Below are 19,870 nucleotides of genomic sequence, written 5' to 3'. Positions count from 1 at the left end.
GGCAGGTGCTACGGCCTCCCCCCGGAGGGGCGACCCGTTGCCGACACGCCTCGGGGGCTGCTTGCGCGGCCGGCTCAGTCGGACCGGGCGGGGGCTCGTAGTTCGACCTTGTACCCGCCCTGCGGGGTGGGTTCGGCGGCGAGGGTGCCGTCGAGGAGATCCGCGCGTTCCTTCAGGCCGATGAGTCCGTGGCGGGCGCTGGGCAGGGCGACGGTCGGGCGGGTGGGGGCGGTGTTGGTGACAGTGACGCCGAACTGATGCGCGTCGTGCCACAGGCGCACCTCGGCACGGGCTCCGGGAGCGTGCTTGCGCACGTTGGTGAGGGCTTCCTGGACCGTACGGTAGACGGTGCGCTGAGCGGTGGTGCTGATGCCGGGAGGAAGCTCTCCGGTCAGAGCGGTCTCGATGCCGCTGTTGGCGATGAGCTGCCGGAGGTCGGCGAGGGTCGGCTGGGGCGTGAGTGCGGTTGCCTTGCCGCCGGAGGCGCGGAGCAGGGTGACCATGTGGCGGAGTTCGTCGAGGGTGTCGGCGCTCAGGGTGCGGATGGTGCGGGCGGCCTCGCGGGCGTCGTCATCCCTGGCCGCAACCTGCAGGGCTCCGGCCTGTACGGCGATCAGGCTGACCTGGTGGGAGACGACGTCGTGCATCTCGCGGGCCAGCTGGGCGCGTTCCCGGGCGAGGACGGTCTGGGCGTACAGGGCCCGTTCGTGTTCCCGTGCCTCCTCGACCTCGACGAGCTGGCGGGCCACGTCGTGCCGGGCCTGCACGAGCTGGCCGAACAGCACGGGGGCGACGGCCGTGGCCAGCGTGTAGACGAACTGGACCAGCGTCCATGCCCGGTCGCCGTCGAACGTGTCGGACACCGGCCAGACGAGGGTGTCCACCGCCGCGTTCAGCAGGGCACAGCCGGCCAGCATCGGTCGGTTGCGGGTGGACGCGGCCAGTGTGTACAGGGCGGTGATCGGCGCGACCGCGACGTCCATGAACAGGGTCATGGGCAGGGTGAACAGGAAGACGGCAAGCGGGAAGCGCCTCCGCAGGAACAACGCCGTGCTGCCGAGGGCGACGCAGGCCCAGACGAGAGGGGTCCCCTCGCCGTAGAGGTTGATCCAGGCGTCGAGCACGGCGAGGACGACGAGACCCCCGTCGACGGCCCAGGGGGGTACGTGCCGCCACAGTGCCCGGCCCGTGCTCATCGCCCGTTGTCCCGTGACGGGTCGTCGCCGTTCCTGCCGAGCAGTCCGGCGCGCTCGGCGAGCAGTGCGGCCTGGACACGGCCGGCGACCCGCAGTTTGTTCAGGATCGAGCTGACGTGGTCCTTGACGGTGCCCGCGCTCAGATGGATACGGGTGCCGATCTCGGCGTTGGACAGTCCTTCCGCGACCAGGACGAGGACGGCGCGCTCCCGGTCGCTGAGCAGGTTCACGCGTGCCACCTCCGCGTCCTGGGGTGCTCCCGCCCCAGGATGACCGCGCAGCAGCGCGTGTGAGGCCTTCGGGGACATCACCACCCCGCCGGCGGCCAGGGTGCGCACGAGCTGGGCGAGCTGCTCGGGCTCGGTGTCCTTGAGCAGGAAGCCGGCGGCGCCCGACCGCAGCGCGGTGAGGATGTACTCGTCGGTGTCGAAGGTGGTCAGCATGGCGACATGCGGCGGTGCGGCCAGTTCCTGGATCCTCCGCAGGACGGTCAGGCCGTCCACGTCCGGCATGCGGATGTCGAGGAGTACGACGTCCGGCCTCTCGCGCCGGATGACGTCGGCCGCCTGCGCCCCTTCGGCGGTCGCGACGACCTCGATGTCGTCGGACGCGTTCAGGATCATCTGGAAACCGGACCGCACCAGGGCCTCGTCGTCCACTACCACTACCCGGATCACCGGCGTTCCGCCTCACACTCGTCTGCTCCGTCCGGCAACTCGGCGATCCGTGTCGGCACCCGCCGGCACCCGCACCGGGGCGTACACGCTCTCGTACGGTGATCGCCTGCCCTCGACAGTACGTCCGGCACGGTACGCGGTGGCGCGATGACCGTGGAGTGTGGACATCCGGCGGTTCGGCGCCAGCCGTTCGGGGGGACGATCCCGTCCGTCGGCGGGCAGGTGCACGAAGGACGGCGGATGGTGTCCGTCGTCCCCGTCCGCTGGAGTCGGTCCATGGGCCCGCACGAGTCCGCGGGCCGCAGCCGTTCCCTACCGTTCGAGGACGACCCCGTCATGCCCCGCCCGTTCCTGCGTCAGCCCGTCCGCGCTCTGCGTCGCTGTGCCGCGCGACCCCGTGTGCTCTTCGGGGGTGTGTACGGGGCGGTGCTGGCCAGTTCCATGGTGGCCGCCCTGACGGAACAGGGTGAGACGGCGCCCGCCGACCGCTTCAACAGCGCCCAATGGCTCCTCGTGACGGCTTTCGCCTCGGCTCTGGCCCACGGCTACGCGCATCTGATGGCCCTGCGTGGCGACCGGACCCATCACGGTGTGCGCGCCGGGGTGCGGCTGTTGCTGTCCGAGTGGCCGCTGGTGGCGGCGACGGTGCCGACGCTGGGCGTGCTGCTCGGTGCTGCCTGGGGATGGTGGCCCACGGCGGACGTCGAGTGCGCGGTCTTCGCCGTGAACGTGGTGCTGCTGTTCGCCTGGGGTCTTTCCGCGGCCCGCGCCGCCGGTCGCACCTGGGGCTCCGCCGTGAGGGTCGGCACGGTGGACGCGTTGCTCGGCCTCGTGGTCGTGGTGGCCAACGCCGTCATCAAGTAGGACGGTGGGCCGTCCGGGCCCGCGCACCGTCCTGGGCGGTGTTCCGCCACTCGGCGGGGGCGGTCCCGGACGGTCGGCGGGGATCCACCGAAGCCCGTCGGATGGTCCGCCTCCTGGCGGCGCCCGGAAATTGTCCGTATGACACGGATACAGCCCCCGCAGGAGAACTCCCCTCCACCGCCCCGCACTTCGACCGAACCCGCCGGAAAGCTCTCCGGAGGTCCCTCGACGGGGCGCCTGGTCGGGGTGGACCTGGCCCGCGCGCTGGCGGTGTTCGGCATGTACGTCGTGCACATCGGTCCGGCGCTCTCGTCCACGCACGGCGCTGGCACCTGGGTCCGATATATGGCCGACGGCCACTCGTCGGCCCTGTTCGCCACCCTCGCCGGTTTCTCGCTGATGCTGATCGCCGGCCGCCGTGAGCCGAGGACCGGCCTGGCGGGCCGGCAGGCGAAGGCCCGGATCGCGATCCGCGCCGTGGTCCTGCTGGCGCTGGGCACCGTGCTGGCGACGGAGTACGGGGGAGTGATCATCCTCGGCTTCTACGGTGTCTACTTCCTCCTCGCCCTGCCCCTGCTGCGGCTGTCCGCCAAGGCACTGGCGATCACCGCGGCCGGGCTCGCCCTCGCCACACCCCAGGTGGCGTTCGTCCTGAACTCGCGGCTCAGCGAGTCCGTCCAGCAGACCATCGACGCCTACGACCCGCTCAAGAAGATCAGCGAGGTCGGCGTGCTCGACCTGCTGCTCACCGGCTTCTATCCGACGATCACGTGGATGTCGTTCGTGGTCGCCGGCATGGCGCTGGCCCGCCTCGACCTGTCGGCCGTCCTCGTCCAGCGTCGCCTGGCCGCGCTCGGAACCGCCCTGACCGTGGGTGCGTACGGCCTGTCCCTGCTGCTGGCGGGCCCGAACGCGCTGCGCAGCACGGCGGAGGGCGGGAAGTCGTCGTCGTTCGGCAGCGGATCCTTGGAGGTCCCCCAGCCGGCGGCCTCGGACCTGCTGTCCGCCGGACCGCACAGCGGCACCACCTTCGACATCATCGGCAGCGTCGGCGTCGCCGTCCTCGTGATCGTCGGTGCGACGGTGCTCATGGGCCGCCTGCCGCGCCTGCGCAGCCTGGCGAAGCCGGTCGTCGCCGTGGGCACCATGTCCCTGACGGCCTACGTCGGTCACTTCCTCGCCCAGTCCATGCTCGGCGTCTCGGCCGGCGAGAGCAGCCAGACGTCCTGGATCCCCGTGCTCCTGTTCATCCTGGGGGCGATCGTGTTCGCCGCGGTCTGGTCCCGCTTCTTCCGCCGCGGACCGCTGGAGGCGTTGCTCAACGCCGCCACCAAGCCGGCGAAGCAGATCCGATGAGGCCGGGCTGGGACGGCCGGCACGCATGGCCCGTCCCGGCCGCGCCGATCCACGCGACCCGCGAGGGCTGCGCCCGTCAGCCCGTGCGGGGGCGGCGCCCCACGACGTTCTTCGACGCGTCGGCTGGCCCTATGGAGCTTCCGAGTCGTGCAGGCCGTGGACGAGAAGATCGCATGCCGCCCTGGAAGGCGCCGAACGTTGCCGCCTCCTCCGGGGTCGGGGCATCGCCCGGGTACCGGCCCGCTACTACGCACGACGGCGGGCGGGCGGCAGATCGGCGGCGGCTACGCCCCAGTCCACCCTGGCCAGCTCACGACCCGCAGGGACCAGCTCGTAGGTGCGCTCCAGCCAGTCCGCCAGCGGAGGCACGGGCAGCTCGAACAGCGCTGCCATGTCGCCCGAGCACAGCTGGAGCCACGATGTCGCCCGCTTCTCCAGGTTCGACGGCCACATCTGGATGTCGCCGAGGCCGCTCATCGAGTGCAGCCCCTGCTGGAGCAGCTCCCGCCCGATACGCCACCGTGCGCGCGGACCGCCTTCCACCAGAAGCTCCACGGACACGATCCAGGGAGCTTCGGGGCTGAACCGGAACTCCGCTTCGACCGGTTGCCGGGCGGAGACGCCCAGCACGCGCTCGATGTCCAGGCTCAGGGCGAGATCGCCGTTCGGTGCCGTGCGGCGCTGGACATCGGAACGGTTGTGGTTCATGGCGGGGCGGTCCTTCCCGGTGACATGCGGTGGCAGGTGCCACTCTCGTCGCCGCGCCGGTGACGTACATAGGTAACTTGACGGTCAGTCTTCGCCCGGCGGGACGGTGACCGACGGGCGCGCCGGACGGCGTGCCGGTCCTTGCCGGCCTTTGGGGCGTCCTCGTACGTGCGTCCTTGTGCGGCGCGCGCACCCTTCCGCACCGTCGTGGACCGGCGAGCATTCAGTCATTCGACTGTCGTCCGCGGCCCGTGTCTGAACGACCCTTGAACAGTCGCCCGTGTGCCGGTGCCGGGTGGTTGTCGTGCTCGGAGGAACCAGCCGTGAACCGTACTCCCGTCGTCTTCATCCACGGCGCGTGGCTGCACGCGCTTTCCTGGGAGGCGTGGGCGGAACGATTCGCCGACCGGGGGTTCCTCGCCCTCACGCCGGGGTGGCCGGGGGAAGCGCCCACCCCCCGGGACACGCGTCTGTCCCCCGGGCCGCTCGCCGGCCTCGACCTGGACACGCTGACGGACCACTACGCCGGCATCGTGCGGTCGCTCGGCGTACCGCCGGTGATCATCGGGCACTCCGTCGGCGGACTCATCGCGCAGCGCCTCGTCGCCGACGACGCCGGCCGGGCGGCCGTGGCCATCGCGCCGGCCCCGATCAACCAGGTGCCGCTGCCCGGGGCGCCCGTCACCGCGCGCACGCCCGGCGGCGACGGCGCCGCTGAACCGCTCATGGCCCTGTCACCGGAGCAGTTCCATCAGGTGCTCGCGAACACCGTGACCGCGGAGGAGTCCGACCGGCTCTTCGAGCGCTACGCCGTGCCCGTACCGCGGCGTCTGCTGACCGACCTCGGCTGCGACGGCGCGGCACGCAGTCCGCTCGCCCGGGTGGACACCGGCAACGCGGTCCGCGGGCCGCTCCTGCTGATCTCCGGGCAGGAGGACCTGCTGGTCCCCGACGCTGTCACCCGCGCCGTCTACAAGGAGTACGGCGACTCGACGGCCGTGACCGATCTGAAGCAGTTCGCGGACCGCGCCCACTCACTGGTGGTCGACGCCGGATGGCGGTTCGTCGCCGACTACGTGCTCGGATGGCTGGACGAGCACGGCGTTCGCCCGCTCACCGAGACGGGCTGACACTCCCGGGACGCTCAGGCGCCCTGGTCGCTGGGGAGCCTGCCCAACGCGTCACGCAGCGCCGCTCGGGAGGTGATGCCGAGTTTGGGGAAGACGCGGTAGAGGTGGGAGCTGACGGTGCGGGGGGACAGGTGCATCCGCTCGCCGATCTCCTTGTTGGTCAGCCCGCCGGCGGCGAGGTCCGCGATCCGGTGTTCCTGCCATGTGAGGGCTGTCAGGTGTGCTGAGGGGGCGGCCTGGGCGCCGGCGGTGCGCAGTTCGGCCTGGGCGCGTTCGGCCCAGGTGGGGGCGCCGAGCCGGCGGAACGTGTCGGAAGCGAGGGTGAGGGGAGGGCGAGCGGCCTTGCGTCCTCTGGTGTGCCGCAGGCGGATGCCGTGGGCGAGATGGATCCGGGCGAGTTCGAAGGGGAACTGGGCGGCGGCGGGATGCGTTTCGGCCCGGCGGTACATCTCGTCGGCCTCGGTCTGGTCGGTCGCGGTCATGCCGAGGGCCCCGTAGGTAGTGAGGGCGAGGCGGGGGGAGATGTCGGGGAGGCCGGCGTCTCGTGCGGCGAGGGCGTGGGTGCGGGCCTGTTCGGCGCGGCCGGTGTAGAGGGCCGCTTCGACGAGGTCGAGGAGGGTGCGGCTGGCCTGGTGGGCGTAGGGGTGGAAGATGCCGGGTGGTGTGATGCCGATGGCGTGGAGGTACGCGGCTTCGTAGTCGCCCTCGCTGAGGGCGGCGGTGGTGCCGACGGCGTCGGTGATCTGGGTGAGGAAGCCGACACCGCGAGGACGGGCCCAGGCGTCGACGGACGCCTGGAGCTCCCGGGCGCGCTCGACCTGTCCGCGCAGGGCGGCCAGCAGGCCCAGATACGCCCGGGTGTGCTGGACGAACAGTTCGTGCCCGTGCGCCGTCGTCAGCTCCAGGCTGCGCTGCCCGGTCCGCTCGGCCTCGTCCCACTCCCCGACCGCGATCTGGTCCAGCATGACCAGGTGCTGCATCGTCATGGCGTCGGCCAAGGCACCCGTCTCCATCTCGCGGTCCATGGTGCGCTCGATGAGCGGCCGGTACTGGCTGAGCATGTCCACGTGGTACGAGGCGGCACCCAGCCTCGTGATGTCCCACGGTTCCAGCCGGCCGTGATCGGAGAATGCCTGTTCCACGCGCAGGCGCACGCCCGCGCCGCGACGCACCACGTCACCCCACGCGTCCTGGTAGATCCGCGAGTACGGGGACATCAGGTCGCCCAGGGGGGCCAGCAGTTCGTGCGTCCGCTCCCAGGCGCCTGCGTCACTGGCGTACTGGTTGATGGCCAGCAGCAGGTCGATCAGCCGGGTGAGTGTCTCGTCCGGCTCGCGCACCCCCTCGTCACGCATGGTCTCGATCGTCGCGAACACCTGGCGCTGCGAGGAGCGCACGTCCCCGTCCTCGAAGAACGCGACGTAGCCCGAGGCGACCACTGAGGCGGGGGACTCGTGTCCGCCCGGCCCGGTGTCCGAGTGGATCAGCTGCCGGGCGTGCCCGAGCAGCCCGGAGTGTCCGGCGACGTAGGCGGCACTGCCCAGCCGCCTGGACCGCTCCGCGGGGCTCTCGCTGAGTTCGGCGGCCCGGGTCAGCCAGGCCACGGCGGCCATCGCGCCGCCCTGGAGGGTGGCGGAGTCCGCCGCCGCCTCCAGCGTCGCCGCGACCTCCTCGTCGGGGTCGACCGTCGACGCCGCCAGGTGGGTGGCGCGCCGTTCCAGGTCGTCATGGTGGATGCGGGCCAGCACGGCGTGCGCCGCGCGCCGTTCGTTGGGGGTCGCCATCTGTACGACCGTCGAGCGCACCAGAGGGTGCCGGAAGACGAACGCGCCGCCGACCGGGTCGATGTCCAGGAGCCCACAGGCTGCCGCCTCGTCGAGGTCCGACATGCGGTAACGGGTGCCCCTGATGTGACCGGAGACGGAGCCCGCCTCGACGCCGTCCAGGGCCCCGCGCAGCAACTCCGCGCGCACGCTGTCCCCGAGGCCCTCGATGCGCGAGCCGTACACCTGCTGGAGGCGCTGGGGCAGGGTGACGCCGCGGATTCCGAGTGCCGCCTCGGGGCCGCGTGCCTGGCGGGCGCCGCGTACGTAGGGCGGCAGCTCCAGCAGGGCCAGCGCGTTGCCACGGGCCTCGTCCAGCACCAGACGGCGGATCTGGGAGTCGAGGTCCGGGTAGCGTGCGTTCAGGAGCTCTTCGGAGGCACGCGCCGACAGGGCGGGCACGGTCAGCTCGGACAGCGCGGCGGTGTCGAAGCCCGACGGCACGTCCGAGCGCAGTCCGACGACGAGCCTCACGGAGCTGCCGGTGAGCCGGCGTCCCACGAACCCGCAGACCTCCGTACTGGAGCCGTCCAGCCACTGACCGTCGTCGAGAACCAGCATGAGGGGGTTCTCCGACGCCGCGAGCGAGAGCAGGTCGAGCACCGCGATGCCAAGGGTCATGACGGAGGGGGGTGAGCTCTCGTTCCTGCCGAAGACGACGTCGAACACCCGCCGGTGGACGTCGTCCAGCCGGTCGATATGGGACAGCAGCGGGTACAGGAACTGGTGCAGGCCGGCGAACGGGAGTTCCGACTCGGCCTCGACGCCGGCCGCACGCACCACCCTGTGCGCGTGGGTGTGCGCGAGACCGACGACATGTTCCAGCAGAGTGCTCTTGCCCACGCCGGCGTCGCCCCTGAGGACGAGTGCCTGGCCTCCTGGTGCCGTGACGAACTCGGAGAGCACCTTCTGCTCCCGTTCACGGCCGATCATGGTCCCGCCCGTCGAATCCATCGTCCCCCCAACTCCCTTGACCGCCGAGTCGGTACCCGACCCAGGCGCCGCACCGGTGTACGCGGATCGCCGGCGCCATGGGGAGGGTACGTCGTCGTTCCGCCGCGCTGCGGCGGCGGGTTGCTCTGGAGAGCTCCTTGTCGTGCTCTGTCTCGTGAGTCTGCCGGAGTGCGACGCCGTCGACACATGTGTACCAGATGACATGCACCTGTGCTTGGCGTGTTTCCGATGGTGCGGCGGCCACGCCAGGGGGCGTACGCACATGTGTGGTGAGAAACATTTCGACCTGATGTGCGGCTGGGATCGGGCACCTTCTAAGGTGTGCGTATGACTCAGCACCGCAAGGGCCTCATTCTCGATTTCGGCGGTGTGCTGACGACTCCTCTGCTCCCCGCCGCCCTCTCCTTCGAGCAACGCGAGGGACTGGCCGAGGGGGCGCTGCTCACCGGTCTCTACCTGGACCCTGAGGGAGTCCGGCTCACCGAGGCGTTGGAGCGCGGCACACTCACGCAGACCGAGTGGAACGAGGCGGCCGGCCGGCTCCTCGGTATCCCGCCGGACAACCTGATGGGCCGGATCTTCGCCGGCCTGCGGCCCGAGCCCGCCCTCATCGCCGCGGCGGCGGCCGCACGCCGGGCCGGGGTGAAGGTCGGGATCCTCTCCAACTCCGTCGGCCTGGCACCGTGGAACTTGTACGACGGGTACGAGCTGGAGCGGCGCTACGACGCCGTGGTTGTGTCGGAGGTCCACGGGACCCGCAAGCCCGAACCCGGGATGTACCGGCTGGTGCTGGAGGAACTCGGCCTGAGGGCCGAGGAGTGCGTGTTCGTCGACGACACCGAGCAGTACCTGCCGCCCGCGGCGGACCTGGGATTCGCCACCGTCCACGCCGTGGACCCGGCCCGGACGGTCACCGCCCTGGAGGCCCTGCTCGGCATCCCGCTGACCGGCGACGAGCCCCACCGGGTCACGTCCTGAAGGAGAGACGCGTGAGACTGGGACTGGCCCTGCCGACCTTCGGTCCCGACGCCGGCCCGGAAGGCATCCTGCACGTCTCCCGCACCGGGGAGGACACGGGAAGTACTGGCCTGGAGGAGCGGATCGACCTCGCCGGCCGGTTCCTCGAAGGCGTCCGCCGCGGCTGACGACCCGGGCGCCGGGCTCTGACGCCGGGCTCTCACGCGAGGCCCTGACGTCGGGCCCTGACGGTGGGCCATGATGACGGAGATCGCTGAAGATCCCCCTGGGGGATCTTCAGCGTCAGGATGTTCCGAGGCCGCGCAGCAGGGTGTCGACGACGACGTCCGCGGCCTGGGCGGGGGACAGCTCCGGGAGCTGTCGCGCCACCAGGTGCATGAGCTGTGGCAGGAGGGCGCTTGCCCAGCCCTCCGGGATTCCGGCGCGCAGCAGGCCCTCGTCCCTGGCGCGGTCGAGGAATACGTCGACCTCGTGTGCCAGGGCATCCCGGCGGGCCCGCATGGTGTCGTCGGCGAGCATGTCGGTGAGGTCCACAGGCCAGGTGCGATTGACGCCGGTGATGTTCTCCACGTACCGGTGCAGGGCGACGGCGACGGGGGCCTCGCGCAGTCGGGCGTCCTCGATCGCCTCCTCGATGGCGGCGAGACGCGCCGCGTAGACGGCGGCGAGGAGTTCCTCGCGGGAGGCGAAGCGCCGATAGACGGTGCGTCGGTCCATACCCGCCTCGGCGGCGATGCTCGCGATACTCACCCCGGGGTCGGCGGCGAGCATGCGTGCCCCGGTGGTCAGTACGGCTTCGATATTGCGTGCTGCGTCGGCTCTCATCCCGCCGATCTTACCCGCGAGCTGTGACCTCTCGCGCTCTTAGTGCCTCTCCAGAGAGGAGCATCTGTTTCTAACTGCTACATCCAAGTGACAGATGTGAGAGGCGGTTCGTCATCACTGCCCGCCGCCACCCGGGGTGCCAAGGCTCGGATCGACTGCGTCGGCGCCACCGTCCTGGCGGCCATCGCCGGCGGGCTGGTCCTGGTCACGTCCTTCGGCGGGCGCTGGGGCTCGTCAGACCTCGTCGGTCCGATCGTCTCGACCATCACCCTGGCCGCCCTGCTGGTGTCCGCGTCGCCGTGTACCGCGACCACGGCCGGCCAGGGGCAGGGGAATCGGCAGGCCGCAGCTTGAAGCCGCTTGGACGGAGCACTCGGCCCGGGCCGCGGGCGTTCGCGAGCGAGGGTGTGGTGCCTCGGATCGGCCCCCCCTGGTGGGGCGCTCGGGGGCGGGGGCCGGAGGGGCCCCGCGCCCCCGTGCAGTGTCAGCGGGTGGTGGTGCGGGCGGCTCGTTCGATGATGTCGGCGACGAGGTGGGGGTGAGAGACGGCTACGGAGTGGGAGGCGGCGACTTCGGTGGTGCGGGCGTTGGCGCGTTCGGCCATGAAGCGCTGGGCCGCGGCGGGGATGTTGAGGTCGCGGGTGGTGACGATGGCCCAGGAGGGCTTCGTCTTCCAGGCGGCCGAGGTGGCCTTCTCCTCGAGGGCGGCCTGGGCGATCGGCCGCTGCGTGGCGGCCATGAGGGCGGCCTGCTCCGCGGGGACGTCGGCGGCGAACTGGCGGCGGAACTTGTCCTGCCGGATATACAGGTCGGTTGCGGTGGAGCCGTCGCTCTGCTTGTAGGTGATGGGGTCGAGGGCGTTGGGGAGGGTGGAGCCGGGGAACTTGTTGGTGAGTTCCAGCGCGCTCTCACCGGGGGCAGGGAGGAACGCGGCGACGTAGACGAGGGCCTTGACGTCGGGGTCGGCCGCGGCGGCCTGGCTGATGACGTTGCCGCCGTAGGAGTGGCCGACGAGGATCTTGGGGCCCTCGATGTGGTCGAGCAGCGTGCGCAGGGCGGCGGCGTCGGCCAAGGGGCCGCGCAGGGGGTTCGCGGCGGCGACGACCGGGTAGCCGTCGGCGCGCAGTTCGGCGATGACGTCGTTCCAGCTGGAGCCGTCGGCGAAGGCGCCGTGCTCCAGGACGATGGTCGGCTTGGCCTTGGTGTGCCGGCTGGTGTCCACGGCCTCGGTGGTGGTGTCGGCGGATGCGCCGTTGGCGGTGCCGGCGAGGGCGAACGCGCCGAGCGCGAGGCCTGCCGTGAGCGTCCAGGCCGAGCCCGTCACCAGTCGCTTGCGTCCACCCTTGTTGCTGACCACGGCATTTTCCCTTCAGGCGCTTCTACAACGGGCACGGAGCGGCGGCTTCGCCGACTCTTCGTCACCGCTCTGACTGGTGACGAACCTGTCAGGCGTTACGTCACCTGTCAAGGCGGTGACGGATTTGAGTACTGTGGAATGTTGGCACGGCGTCGGGCTGTCGACCCCGCGCCGGCCGCCCCATGGCGGTGGTTCCCTCATGGGGCGGGGCCGTCGGGGCGTGGTCAGTGCGTCGCCGCGGTTCCGGCCTCGTCCTTCTCCCACGGATCCCGCACGATGATGTCGGCCAGGGCTCGCGCGCAGCGGGACAGGAGCCGCTCGCCCTTCTCGGGGCTCGTCGCCCGGGCGTCCCACGCGACAACGGACCCGGTGACGCGGGCGAAGGTCACGGCCACCAACACGGGCTCGGTGGACTCGAGCGGAAGGACGGTCCGCAGCCCGTGTGCCTCGGCCAGGCGCTCGGTGTGGATCAGCCCGGGAAGACGGCCGTCATCATGGACGTCTCGCCAGTGCCGTTGCGTGGCCCCGATCGGTAGCAACACCGCCGCGTCCCACGCCGCGTGGTCGCGCAGCTCCGCGGCGGTGAGACGGTGCCACTGGACTTCGCTCATCTGGGACTGGTCCTGGAGGTGCCGGCCCGGGACACGGGGCGCCGGGCCGGTGTCGGGTGCGGAGGTCAGAGGCGGTCGGCGTCGACGACCGCCTGCGCGAAGGCGGTGGGCGCCTCCTGTGGCAGGTTGTGGCCGATGTCCGCGATGGTGCGGTGCGCGTAGGGGCCGGTGAAGTGGTTGCGGTAGCCGGCCCCGTCGCCGGGCGCCGTAAAGGGGTCGAGAGCCGCGTCGAGGGTGACCGTGGGGACGTGGATGGAGGGCTGGGCGGACAGCGCGCGCTCGTAGCGGTCGTAGCGGGCCTCTCCGTCGACCAGCCCGATGCGCCAGCGGTAGTTGAACAGCACGATCGCCGCGTAGTCGGGATTCGTGAACGCCTCGGCGGTGCGCTGGTACGTGACGTCGTCGAAGTTCCAGTTGGGAGAGACCAGGGTCCACACGTAACGGCACAGCGCTAGACGGTCCTCGACGCTCTCCATGGCCTTCTTGCCGCGGTCGGTGGCGAAGTACCACTGGTACCACCAGTTGTGCTCGACGGCCGCGGCCGCCGGCTCCAGTTGTGCCTTGCGGTTGGTGATCAGGTACCCGCTGGTGGAGACCAGGGCCTTGACGCGCTCGGGCCACAGGGCGGCGATGATGTCGGCGGTGCGCGAGCCCCAGTCGAAGCCCGCCAGGACCGCCTTGTCGATCTTCAGGGAGTCCATCAGGGCGACGATGTCGAGCGCGATGGCCGACTGCTCCGCCGTACGGGGGGTGCGGCGGGACAGGAAGCGGGTGCTGCCGTGGCCGCGCAGGTAGGGGACGATGACGCGGTAGCCCAGGTCGGCGAGGAGCGGGGCGACGTCGACGAAGCTGTGGATGTCGTACGGCCAGCCGTGCAGGCAGAGGACGACCGGGCCGTGGGCGGGGCCCGTCTCGGCATAGCCGATGTCGAGGACGCCCGCCTTGACGTGCTTCAGCCTGACGAAACCGGTGTGGGTGCCGGGGGCGATGTCCGGCACGGTGGGTGCCGTTGCACCACTCGTCCGGTGTGAGGCGGCGGCCGCCGCCGCGCCGGTCTGCAGCCCGGTCAGCGAGACGGCTGCCGCGCCGGTGCCCAGGCCGACGGCCTTGCTGAAGGTGCGCCTGTCGATCATGTGAAGCCCTCCGTCGTGTGTTTACGGTGGCCGGCTCGCGTCCGGAACCCGCCGTGCGCAGCTGCGGTACGAGAGGGCCGCGGCGCTTCGGCGCGATGACGCTCGCTCTCGCACGTAGGCACCTGCCGGTCAGGTGGTGGCGGGCTGATGTGCCGCACGAGTTCCGGACGCGGACCGGCGCCGGCCCGGGTCTGCCCGACACCGTGCCGGCGCCGGGCCGACGCCCACATTCTGGATCGCGGCGAATGCGGACACATCAGTCAGATGACGGTCTGGCGCGAGGGGGCCGAGCGAGGTCCCCGGCCCTCGGCGGCTTGGGTCATTCGACTGATCCGCTGATCCCCTGATCCGCCGATCCTGGACGTCGGCGGATTGCTCACCGGCCCTCGGCGGGACGGCTCCCACGTCGGGCGGTATCGCCGGCCGCCGCGGTCTTGTCCGCGACCTCCGCGACGCAGGTGTCACGGCGCCGGCGGATGTCCTCGTCGGCGAGCACCCTGAAGAGTACCTACGGTGTAGAGGAAATAGCACTATCCGTCTCACTGACGTGAAGCTAATTAACGTAAGTGCTACATTGATGTGACAGATTGGTGAGCGGTTCACACGGCCACAGCAGAGAAGAGAGGAAGCACGTGATCACCTACGACCGGCTTTTCATCGGTGGTTCCTGGGTCCGGCCGAGCAGCCCGGAGCTCCTCGACATCACGTCGCCGCACGATCAGTCGGTGGTCGCCCGGGCCGCCCAGGCGCGGCCCGCGGACATCGACCGCGCGGTCGCCGCGGCCCGCGAGTCCTTCGACCAGGGGGTGTGGCGGCTGACGCCGCCCGCCGAACGCATCGCGCTCCTGCGCCGGTTCAACGCACTGCGTGAGGAGAACGCGGAGAAGATCGCGCACCTGATCTCGCTGGAGAACGGCTCGGCGGGGTGGTTCACCCGGGCCGGCCAGCCCGGCCTGTCCCGGCAGGCCAACGCCTACCTGAAGGCTGCGGAGGAGTTCGGCTGGGAGGAGACCCTGGTGCCGTCCGACCCGTCGGCGGCGGTGCGCAGCGTGGTCCGCCGCGAGGCGATCGGCGTCGTGGCCGCGGTGATCCCGTGGAACTCGCCCTTCTCCTCCGCCACTTCGAAGATCATCCCCGCCCTCGTCGCCGGAAACTCCGTGGTCCTCAAGGTCTCCCCCGAGAACTCACCGAGCATGGGCTTCCTGGCCGAGCTCCTGGAGCGGACCGGTCTTCCCGGGGGCGTCGTCAGCGTTCTGCCCGCGGACCGCGAGACCAGCGAGTACCTGGTGTCCCACCAGGACGTCGACAAGATCGCCTTCACCGGGTCGACGCGCGCCGGCCGCCGCATCGCCGCCATCGCGGGCGAGCAGCTCAAGCGGGTCAGCCTGGAACTGGGCGGCAAGTCCGCCGCGATCATCCTGCCCGACGCGGACATCGCGAAGGCCGTCGCGGGCGTCAAGTTCGGCTCGCTGCTCAACAACGGCGAGTCCTGCATCGCCCAGACCCGCATCCTTGCCCCGCGCAGCCGGTACGAGGAGGTCGTGGTCGGGCTGAAGGAACTGGTCGAATCGCTCAAGGTCGGCGACCCGGCCGACCCCGACACCTTCATCGGCCCGATGATCCGCCCCGACCAGCAGGAGCGGGTGCGCGACTACATCCGGCTCGGCATCGAGGAGGGCGCCCGCCTGGTCACCGGCGGCCCGCAGATTCCCGAGGGGCTGGAGAAGGGCAACTACGTCACGCCCACCGTCTTCGCCGACGTCGACAACTCCATGCGGATCGCCCAGGAGGAGATCTTCGGCCCGGTCCTGGTAGTCATCGCCTACGACGACGAGGACGACGCCGTCCGCATCGCCAACGACTCCGAGTACGGCCTCTCCGGCGGCGTCTGGTCCGCCCACGAGGAGCACGCCCTCGCCGTCGCCCGCCGTGTGCGCACCGGCACCATCACGGTCAACGGCGTCTCCGTCGGCTTCGACGGTCCGTTCGGCGGCTTCAAGGCGAGCGGCGTCGGCCGCGAGTACGGCGCGGTCGGTCTCGGCACCTACACCGAGTACAAGACCATCACCGTCTGACGGCGAGGATGCGGGTGAGCGTTCCCCGGCGGGGGGCCGCCGTGCTCCGTCCTGGAGGGGGTGCCCGCGATGCGGGTCGCCAGCAGTTCCTTCAGGGTGGTGGCCAAGTCCAACGTCGCCGCCCTGGCCTCGCTCGCCCACCGCTACATCCCCGCACTCGACGGCCACGCGGGTTGTGCTCCAGGACGCCTGCCTGGGCGCTGAGCAGGTCACACAGAACCCGCCGCTGTTCGAGGGAGCGTGCCAGCGCCCCCATCCTCCTGGAACTGCTGGAACTGCTGGACCGCGACTGGCGGCAGTGGACCGCCGCCCTCCCCGAACAGCTCGCCGCCTCGGTCACCCCCGACGCCCCGCCGCTCCAGCGCGGTCAGGTGTTCACGGCCCGCGCGGGCCACGCCGTCGTCGTCTCCGGTCGTCGCGTGGAAGCGGGCGAAGCCGTCGTCCGCGAGATCCGCGACAACGGCGGGGAAGCCGTCCTCGTCGCCGTCGACGTTGACTCCGAAGGCCCCACGGAGGTCGCCGAAGCCATCACCTGGCTCGCCTCGCCGGCGGCGTCCTTCGTGACCGGAACCACCGTCAACGTCGACGCGGCTACAAGGCCCAGTAGATGGCGTCCGGCGTGTGCCCGCCCCCTCACACTCGCTGTGCACATGTATTCCTCCGGAGTGGAGGGGGCGGCTTTCGCACACCTGAAGTGTCTCCGACGAAGGCGACACGTATGAACACGTTGTATGGTTTCCGCAGTGCGATCCCCGGCAGGTGCGGGCCCGAGTCGGGCCCCGCACTGGGGCGGCAACCATCCCTTCGTGAAGACAGGGCGCAGGCATGACACTGACCACCACACCGTTCGGCATGTGGGCCACCGCCGCCGAGGTACTCCGGGGAGTCGACCTCGGCGGGCGACGGATGATCGTCACCGGCGGGTCCTCCGGTCTCGGCGTCGAGACGGTGCGCGCGCTCGCCGGAGCGGGGGCCGAGGTGACCATCGCCACCCGCAACCCGGCCGCGGCCGACGCGCTGGTCAAGGAAGTCCCGGGAACGCGGGCGGTCGCACTCGACCTCGCGGACCTGGCCTCGGTCCGGGCCTTCTGCGAAGCCTGGAGCGGGCCGCTTGACACCCTCGTCGCCAACGCCGGGGTCATGATGCTCCCCACGCGGCAGGTCACCGCCGAAGGCTGGGAGGCGCAGCTCGCCACCAACTACCTCGGCCACTTCGCGCTTGCCGTCGGTCTGCGCGACGCTCTGCGGCGGGCGGAGCGGCCGCGCGTGGTCGCGGTGAGCTCCGGTGCCCAGCTGAGAGAGCACTTCGACTTCGACGACCCGCAGTTCGAGCGACGGCCCTACGACCCCTTCCCCGCCTACGCGCAGTCGAAGACCGCCCTGGTCCTGTTCGCGGTGGGGATCAGCCGCCGCTGGGCGGAGTACGGCATCGTGGCCAACTCCTGCGCCCCCGGATGGATTCACACCAACCTGACACGCCACCTTGACATGGCGACCATGCAGGCGCTCGGAGCCATGGACGAGGACGGCGCGCTCCTCACCCCCGACCACTACAAGACCCCGGCTCAGGGCGCCGCCACCACCGCGCTGCTGGCCGCCTCCCCGCTCCTTGACGGGGTGAGCGGGAAGTACTTCGAGGACAACCAGGAGGCGGAGGTCGTCGACGGCGGCCCCGACCCGATGGCGGGCGTCGCCCGATGGTCGGTCGATCCGGCCGCCGCGGACCGGCTGTGGGACCTCTCGCTTCCCGTGGTGCGCTGACGCCCGTCGGCCACGGGGTAACGCCGCGCATCACCGGACGACAGGACGAGGAAGACGATGAACGACACCGAACGCACCCCCGAGTTCCTCCTGGTGCATGGAGCCTGGCACCGCTCGTGGTGCTGGAGCGAGCTCCAGGACGCCCTCTCGGCGCACGGCTGGACCAGCCACACCGTCGACTTGCCGAGCGTCGTCGACGAAGGGACCGGGGGCCGTCTGCCTGGTCTCCTCGACGACGCGAGGGTGATCCGCGAGAAGATCGCCGCCATCGAGGGCCCCGTCGTGGTCGTCGGCCACTCCTACGGCGGCGCGCCGGTCACCCAGGCCACCGCGGGAGCCGCCGACGTCGCCCACGTCGTCTACGTGGCCGCCTTCGCCTTGGACGAGGGCGAGAGCCTGACGACCTGCTTCGGTGGCGAGCAGCCGGACCTCGCGATCGTGGAGGGCGTCATCCCCGTACGGGAGAACCCGGCGGAGACCCTCTACAACGACGTGCCCGAGGACAAGCGGGACGCAGCCCTCGCGCGGCTGCTGCCGCAGACCGCGCTCTCGTTCGCCGAGCCGGTGAACCAGGCCGGCTGGAAGACCCTCCCCACGAGTTACGTGGTGTGCGACGACGACCGGAGCCTGCCTCCGTCGTACCAGGAGCCGTTCGCCGAGCGGACCGACACCACGTACCACCTGACCAGCGGCCACACGCCGATGCTTTCGATGCCCGAGGAACTGGCAGGAGTGCTGGACCGGATCGCGCGGCAGTGAGGCAGGGGGGCGGAGGACGGGCCGCGGACCGGACCGCATGCGGACCGGCGTCGATGAGGCCCGTGACACGACGCCAGACGGCACCATGTCGCGGCGCGTTCGGCGGTGGCCCGGACGCGGGGGAGGACGGGGCCGAGCGCTTCGCCCGCATCTTCGGAGACGTGATCGCGATCCACCGCGCCCCTCACGCGGTGCTCACCGCGGTCCGTGAGGCCGCCTCCCACGACCCCGCCGTGAGCCTCGCGCTGGCCGGGGCAGAGGCAGCCGACCTGCCGCCGAACGGCCCCGGCGACCGCCTGCTCGACCAGGCACTCTCCTCCCGGGGACGGCCCGGACGGGGACGCCGCCGTCGCCACGGTGCTGGCGGCCGTGGGCGAGGCGGTGACGGAACGGGAGGCCGTACGGCTGCGCCGGAGCGTCGAGAGCGATGCGTTCGACAACATATGGCCCGGCTGATCGACGCCTGCGGCGCCGGACCCGTCACGTGCCTTACCGCTGACCCCGCCGCGTACGGCATGGGAGCACCGTGACCACATGTGCCGTGGCGGAGGAAGGAGGGGGCGGCGTCAGCTCTTTGAGTGGCCGCCGACCACGGTGTACATCACGGAGCGCTGCTCCTTGTGACGCTGGACGCGGCCCTTGGCGACCAGCGACTCCAGGGTGTTGCGTACCACCTGCGGGGTCGGATCGCGGTCCGGGTACTTCGCCAGCAGCTCGTCCCGCAACTCCTTCGCAGGCTGAGGGCCGTCGTGCCCGTCGAGCAACTCCAGCAGGAGGTCACCGAGCAGGGGCCGACGCGACTTCCCCTTCGCGCCCGCCCTCGCCGAGGCACCCGCCGACGCCTTCCGCGCCGATCCAGGGCGACGCGTGGCCGCACCGGCGGAGGCTTGCTTCGCCTTCGGGAGGTCGGACTCGTCCTGCAACTGCTCGGGCAGCCGGGACGGGTCCGCGAAGCCCTCGTACCGCCGGGCGAGGTCCAGAATCCCCGTCAGAAGGGCCTCCTCCTGCCGCAGCACCGCGATGCGCTTCGCCAGCTCCTGCTGCCGGTGGCGGTTCTCCTCCAGGTCCGACGCGGCTTGGTCCACCAGCCGCGACCGGAGCGTGCCGGTCGACTCGTCTGTCACAACCGTTTCACTCCCTCGGTATAGATGTCGCTGCGCACGGTACTCACGGTGAGCCCTTGGTGCAGATAGGTGTCGACGCCGGACGGTACGCCGGACATGTTCACCTTTCACCATAAGCGCCGATGCGCCCGCGCACGTGGCTGATGGCTGCATGTGTTCGTCTGTGCGAGGTGGGCGACCCGTCCTGTCAGGTCAGGTACCCGCCGACTCCCAGGAAGCCCCGGACGCGAAACGGTCGCCGAGCGGATCCGGCGCCACCACGTGGAACGTGTGTGTCAACTTCTCACATGCGCGACGCGCCACAGGGCGGCCGGGACGGCCGTTCATGTGTCTACGGCGATGGGCTCGTGGTACGACGGCACCGTGGACGGGACGACGGTGACGCGCCCCTCGTCGGCGCCCCCCCGCGATCGACAGCTGTGGGAGCGTCAGTTCCACGGGCGAGTCGTTCCTCTGGAGGGTCCGGGGCGCGACGATGACGAAGGCCGGGGACCCTGCTCGTGTCCGTGTGCCAGAAATGCCCCGGTCGGGCCGGTACG

General features: G+C 71.1%; 20 protein-coding genes. 10 read left to right on the top strand and 10 right to left on the bottom strand.

Going from position 1 to position 19,870, the window contains the following annotated elements:
- Positions 1-74: 74 nt before the first annotated feature.
- Both ACIP84_RS04860 and ACIP84_RS04855 read right to left on the bottom strand, forming a co-directional pair.
- Entirely contained in the window at positions 75-1,196 is a 1,122-nt protein-coding gene (locus tag ACIP84_RS04860; RefSeq protein ID WP_401794513.1) for a sensor histidine kinase, read from the bottom strand.
- Positions 1,193-1,873, bottom strand: a complete 681-nt coding sequence (locus ACIP84_RS04855; RefSeq protein ID WP_355968492.1) for a response regulator transcription factor — start codon at positions 1,871-1,873, stop codon at positions 1,193-1,195. Before ACIP84_RS04855 ends, ACIP84_RS04860 begins: the two co-directional genes overlap by 4 nt.
- Positions 1,874-2,209: 336 nt before the next feature.
- On the opposite strand from ACIP84_RS04855, the gene ACIP84_RS04850 reads away from it, so the two are divergent.
- Both ACIP84_RS04850 and ACIP84_RS04845 read left to right on the top strand, forming a co-directional pair.
- Entirely contained in the window at positions 2,210-2,737 is a 528-nt protein-coding gene (locus tag ACIP84_RS04850; protein ID WP_355968495.1) for a hypothetical protein, read from the top strand.
- Between the two features lie 138 nt (positions 2,738-2,875).
- The gene (locus tag ACIP84_RS04845; protein WP_401794508.1) at positions 2,876-4,093 is read left to right on the top strand and encodes a DUF418 domain-containing protein; all 1,218 of its coding nucleotides are present in this window, start codon (positions 2,876-2,878) and stop codon (positions 4,091-4,093) included.
- Between the two features lie 246 nt (positions 4,094-4,339).
- Here ACIP84_RS04845 and ACIP84_RS04840 read toward each other — a convergent pair whose 3' ends face one another.
- Positions 4,340-4,801, bottom strand: a complete 462-nt coding sequence (locus ACIP84_RS04840) for an SsgA family sporulation/cell division regulator (protein ID WP_355968500.1) — start codon at positions 4,799-4,801, stop codon at positions 4,340-4,342.
- A gap of 323 nt (positions 4,802-5,124) precedes the next feature.
- Here ACIP84_RS04840 and ACIP84_RS04835 point away from each other — a divergent pair, with 323 nt between their 5' ends.
- Positions 5,125-5,931: an alpha/beta hydrolase gene (locus tag ACIP84_RS04835; protein WP_401794506.1), complete on the top strand. Its 807-nt coding sequence runs from the start codon at positions 5,125-5,127 to the stop codon at positions 5,929-5,931.
- Positions 5,932-5,945: 14 nt separating this feature from the next.
- On the opposite strand, the gene ACIP84_RS04830 is transcribed toward ACIP84_RS04835, so the two are convergent.
- Positions 5,946-8,708: an ATP-binding protein gene (locus ACIP84_RS04830; RefSeq protein WP_401794504.1), complete on the bottom strand. Its 2,763-nt coding sequence runs from the start codon at positions 8,706-8,708 to the stop codon at positions 5,946-5,948.
- Positions 8,709-9,035: 327 nt separating this feature from the next.
- On the opposite strand from ACIP84_RS04830, the gene ACIP84_RS04825 reads away from it, so the two are divergent.
- Both ACIP84_RS04825 and ACIP84_RS04820 read left to right on the top strand, forming a co-directional pair.
- The gene (locus ACIP84_RS04825; protein ID WP_401794502.1) at positions 9,036-9,686 is read left to right on the top strand and encodes an HAD-IA family hydrolase; all 651 of its coding nucleotides are present in this window, start codon (positions 9,036-9,038) and stop codon (positions 9,684-9,686) included.
- Between the two features lie 11 nt (positions 9,687-9,697).
- Entirely contained in the window at positions 9,698-9,853 is a 156-nt protein-coding gene (locus ACIP84_RS04820) for a hypothetical protein (RefSeq protein ID WP_355968511.1), read from the top strand.
- A gap of 115 nt (positions 9,854-9,968) precedes the next feature.
- Here ACIP84_RS04820 and ACIP84_RS04815 read toward each other — a convergent pair whose 3' ends face one another.
- Positions 9,969-10,457, bottom strand: coding sequence for a TetR family transcriptional regulator (locus tag ACIP84_RS04815; protein ID WP_355968546.1), 489 nt, complete (start codon positions 10,455-10,457; stop codon positions 9,969-9,971).
- Between the two features lie 141 nt (positions 10,458-10,598).
- On the opposite strand from ACIP84_RS04815, the gene ACIP84_RS04810 reads away from it, so the two are divergent.
- A complete protein-coding gene (locus ACIP84_RS04810) occupies positions 10,599-10,865 on the top strand; it encodes a hypothetical protein (RefSeq protein ID WP_401794499.1) in 267 nt (88 codons plus the stop codon).
- A 130-nt stretch (positions 10,866-10,995) separates the two neighbouring features.
- On the opposite strand, the gene ACIP84_RS04805 is transcribed toward ACIP84_RS04810, so the two are convergent.
- From ACIP84_RS04805 to ACIP84_RS04795, 3 genes are all read right to left on the bottom strand, one after another.
- Entirely contained in the window at positions 10,996-11,868 is an 873-nt protein-coding gene (locus ACIP84_RS04805) for an alpha/beta fold hydrolase (protein WP_401794496.1), read from the bottom strand.
- A 224-nt stretch (positions 11,869-12,092) separates the two neighbouring features.
- Positions 12,093-12,479 (bottom strand): hypothetical protein, encoded by a 387-nt coding sequence (locus ACIP84_RS04800; RefSeq protein ID WP_401794493.1) that lies wholly within the window; start codon positions 12,477-12,479, stop codon positions 12,093-12,095.
- Between the two features lie 65 nt (positions 12,480-12,544).
- Positions 12,545-13,612, bottom strand: a complete 1,068-nt coding sequence (locus ACIP84_RS04795) for an alpha/beta fold hydrolase (protein WP_401794490.1) — start codon at positions 13,610-13,612, stop codon at positions 12,545-12,547.
- A gap of 632 nt (positions 13,613-14,244) precedes the next feature.
- On the opposite strand from ACIP84_RS04795, the gene ACIP84_RS04790 reads away from it, so the two are divergent.
- Positions 14,245-15,687, top strand: a complete 1,443-nt coding sequence (locus tag ACIP84_RS04790) for an aldehyde dehydrogenase (RefSeq protein WP_401794487.1) — start codon at positions 14,245-14,247, stop codon at positions 15,685-15,687.
- 91 nt (positions 15,688-15,778) lie between these two features.
- Here ACIP84_RS04790 and ACIP84_RS04785 read toward each other — a convergent pair whose 3' ends face one another.
- On the bottom strand, positions 15,779-15,904 hold the full coding sequence (locus ACIP84_RS04785; protein ID WP_401795671.1) for a hypothetical protein: 126 nt from the start codon (positions 15,902-15,904) through the stop codon (positions 15,779-15,781).
- On the opposite strand from ACIP84_RS04785, the gene ACIP84_RS04780 reads away from it, so the two are divergent.
- From ACIP84_RS04780 to ACIP84_RS04770, 3 genes are all read left to right on the top strand, one after another.
- Positions 15,861-16,409: a hypothetical protein gene (locus tag ACIP84_RS04780; RefSeq protein WP_401794484.1), complete on the top strand. Its 549-nt coding sequence runs from the start codon at positions 15,861-15,863 to the stop codon at positions 16,407-16,409. The two genes, ACIP84_RS04785 and ACIP84_RS04780, sit on opposite strands and share 44 nt — an antisense overlap.
- A gap of 103 nt (positions 16,410-16,512) precedes the next feature.
- Entirely contained in the window at positions 16,513-17,448 is a 936-nt protein-coding gene (locus ACIP84_RS04775) for an SDR family NAD(P)-dependent oxidoreductase (protein ID WP_401794481.1), read from the top strand.
- A 57-nt stretch (positions 17,449-17,505) separates the two neighbouring features.
- A complete protein-coding gene (locus ACIP84_RS04770) occupies positions 17,506-18,207 on the top strand; it encodes an alpha/beta hydrolase (protein ID WP_401794478.1) in 702 nt (233 codons plus the stop codon).
- A gap of 566 nt (positions 18,208-18,773) precedes the next feature.
- Here the strand turns inward: ACIP84_RS04770 and ACIP84_RS04765 are convergent.
- The gene (locus ACIP84_RS04765; RefSeq protein WP_401794475.1) at positions 18,774-19,331 is read right to left on the bottom strand and encodes a hypothetical protein; all 558 of its coding nucleotides are present in this window, start codon (positions 19,329-19,331) and stop codon (positions 18,774-18,776) included.
- Positions 19,332-19,870 lie beyond the last annotated feature (539 nt).

Origin of the sequence: Streptomyces sp. NPDC088707 (assembly GCF_044752725.1) — a bacterium.
Classification (GTDB): Bacteria; Actinomycetota; Actinomycetes; order Streptomycetales; family Streptomycetaceae; genus Streptomyces.
This window is presented reverse-complemented; position numbering and strand designations above follow the sequence as displayed.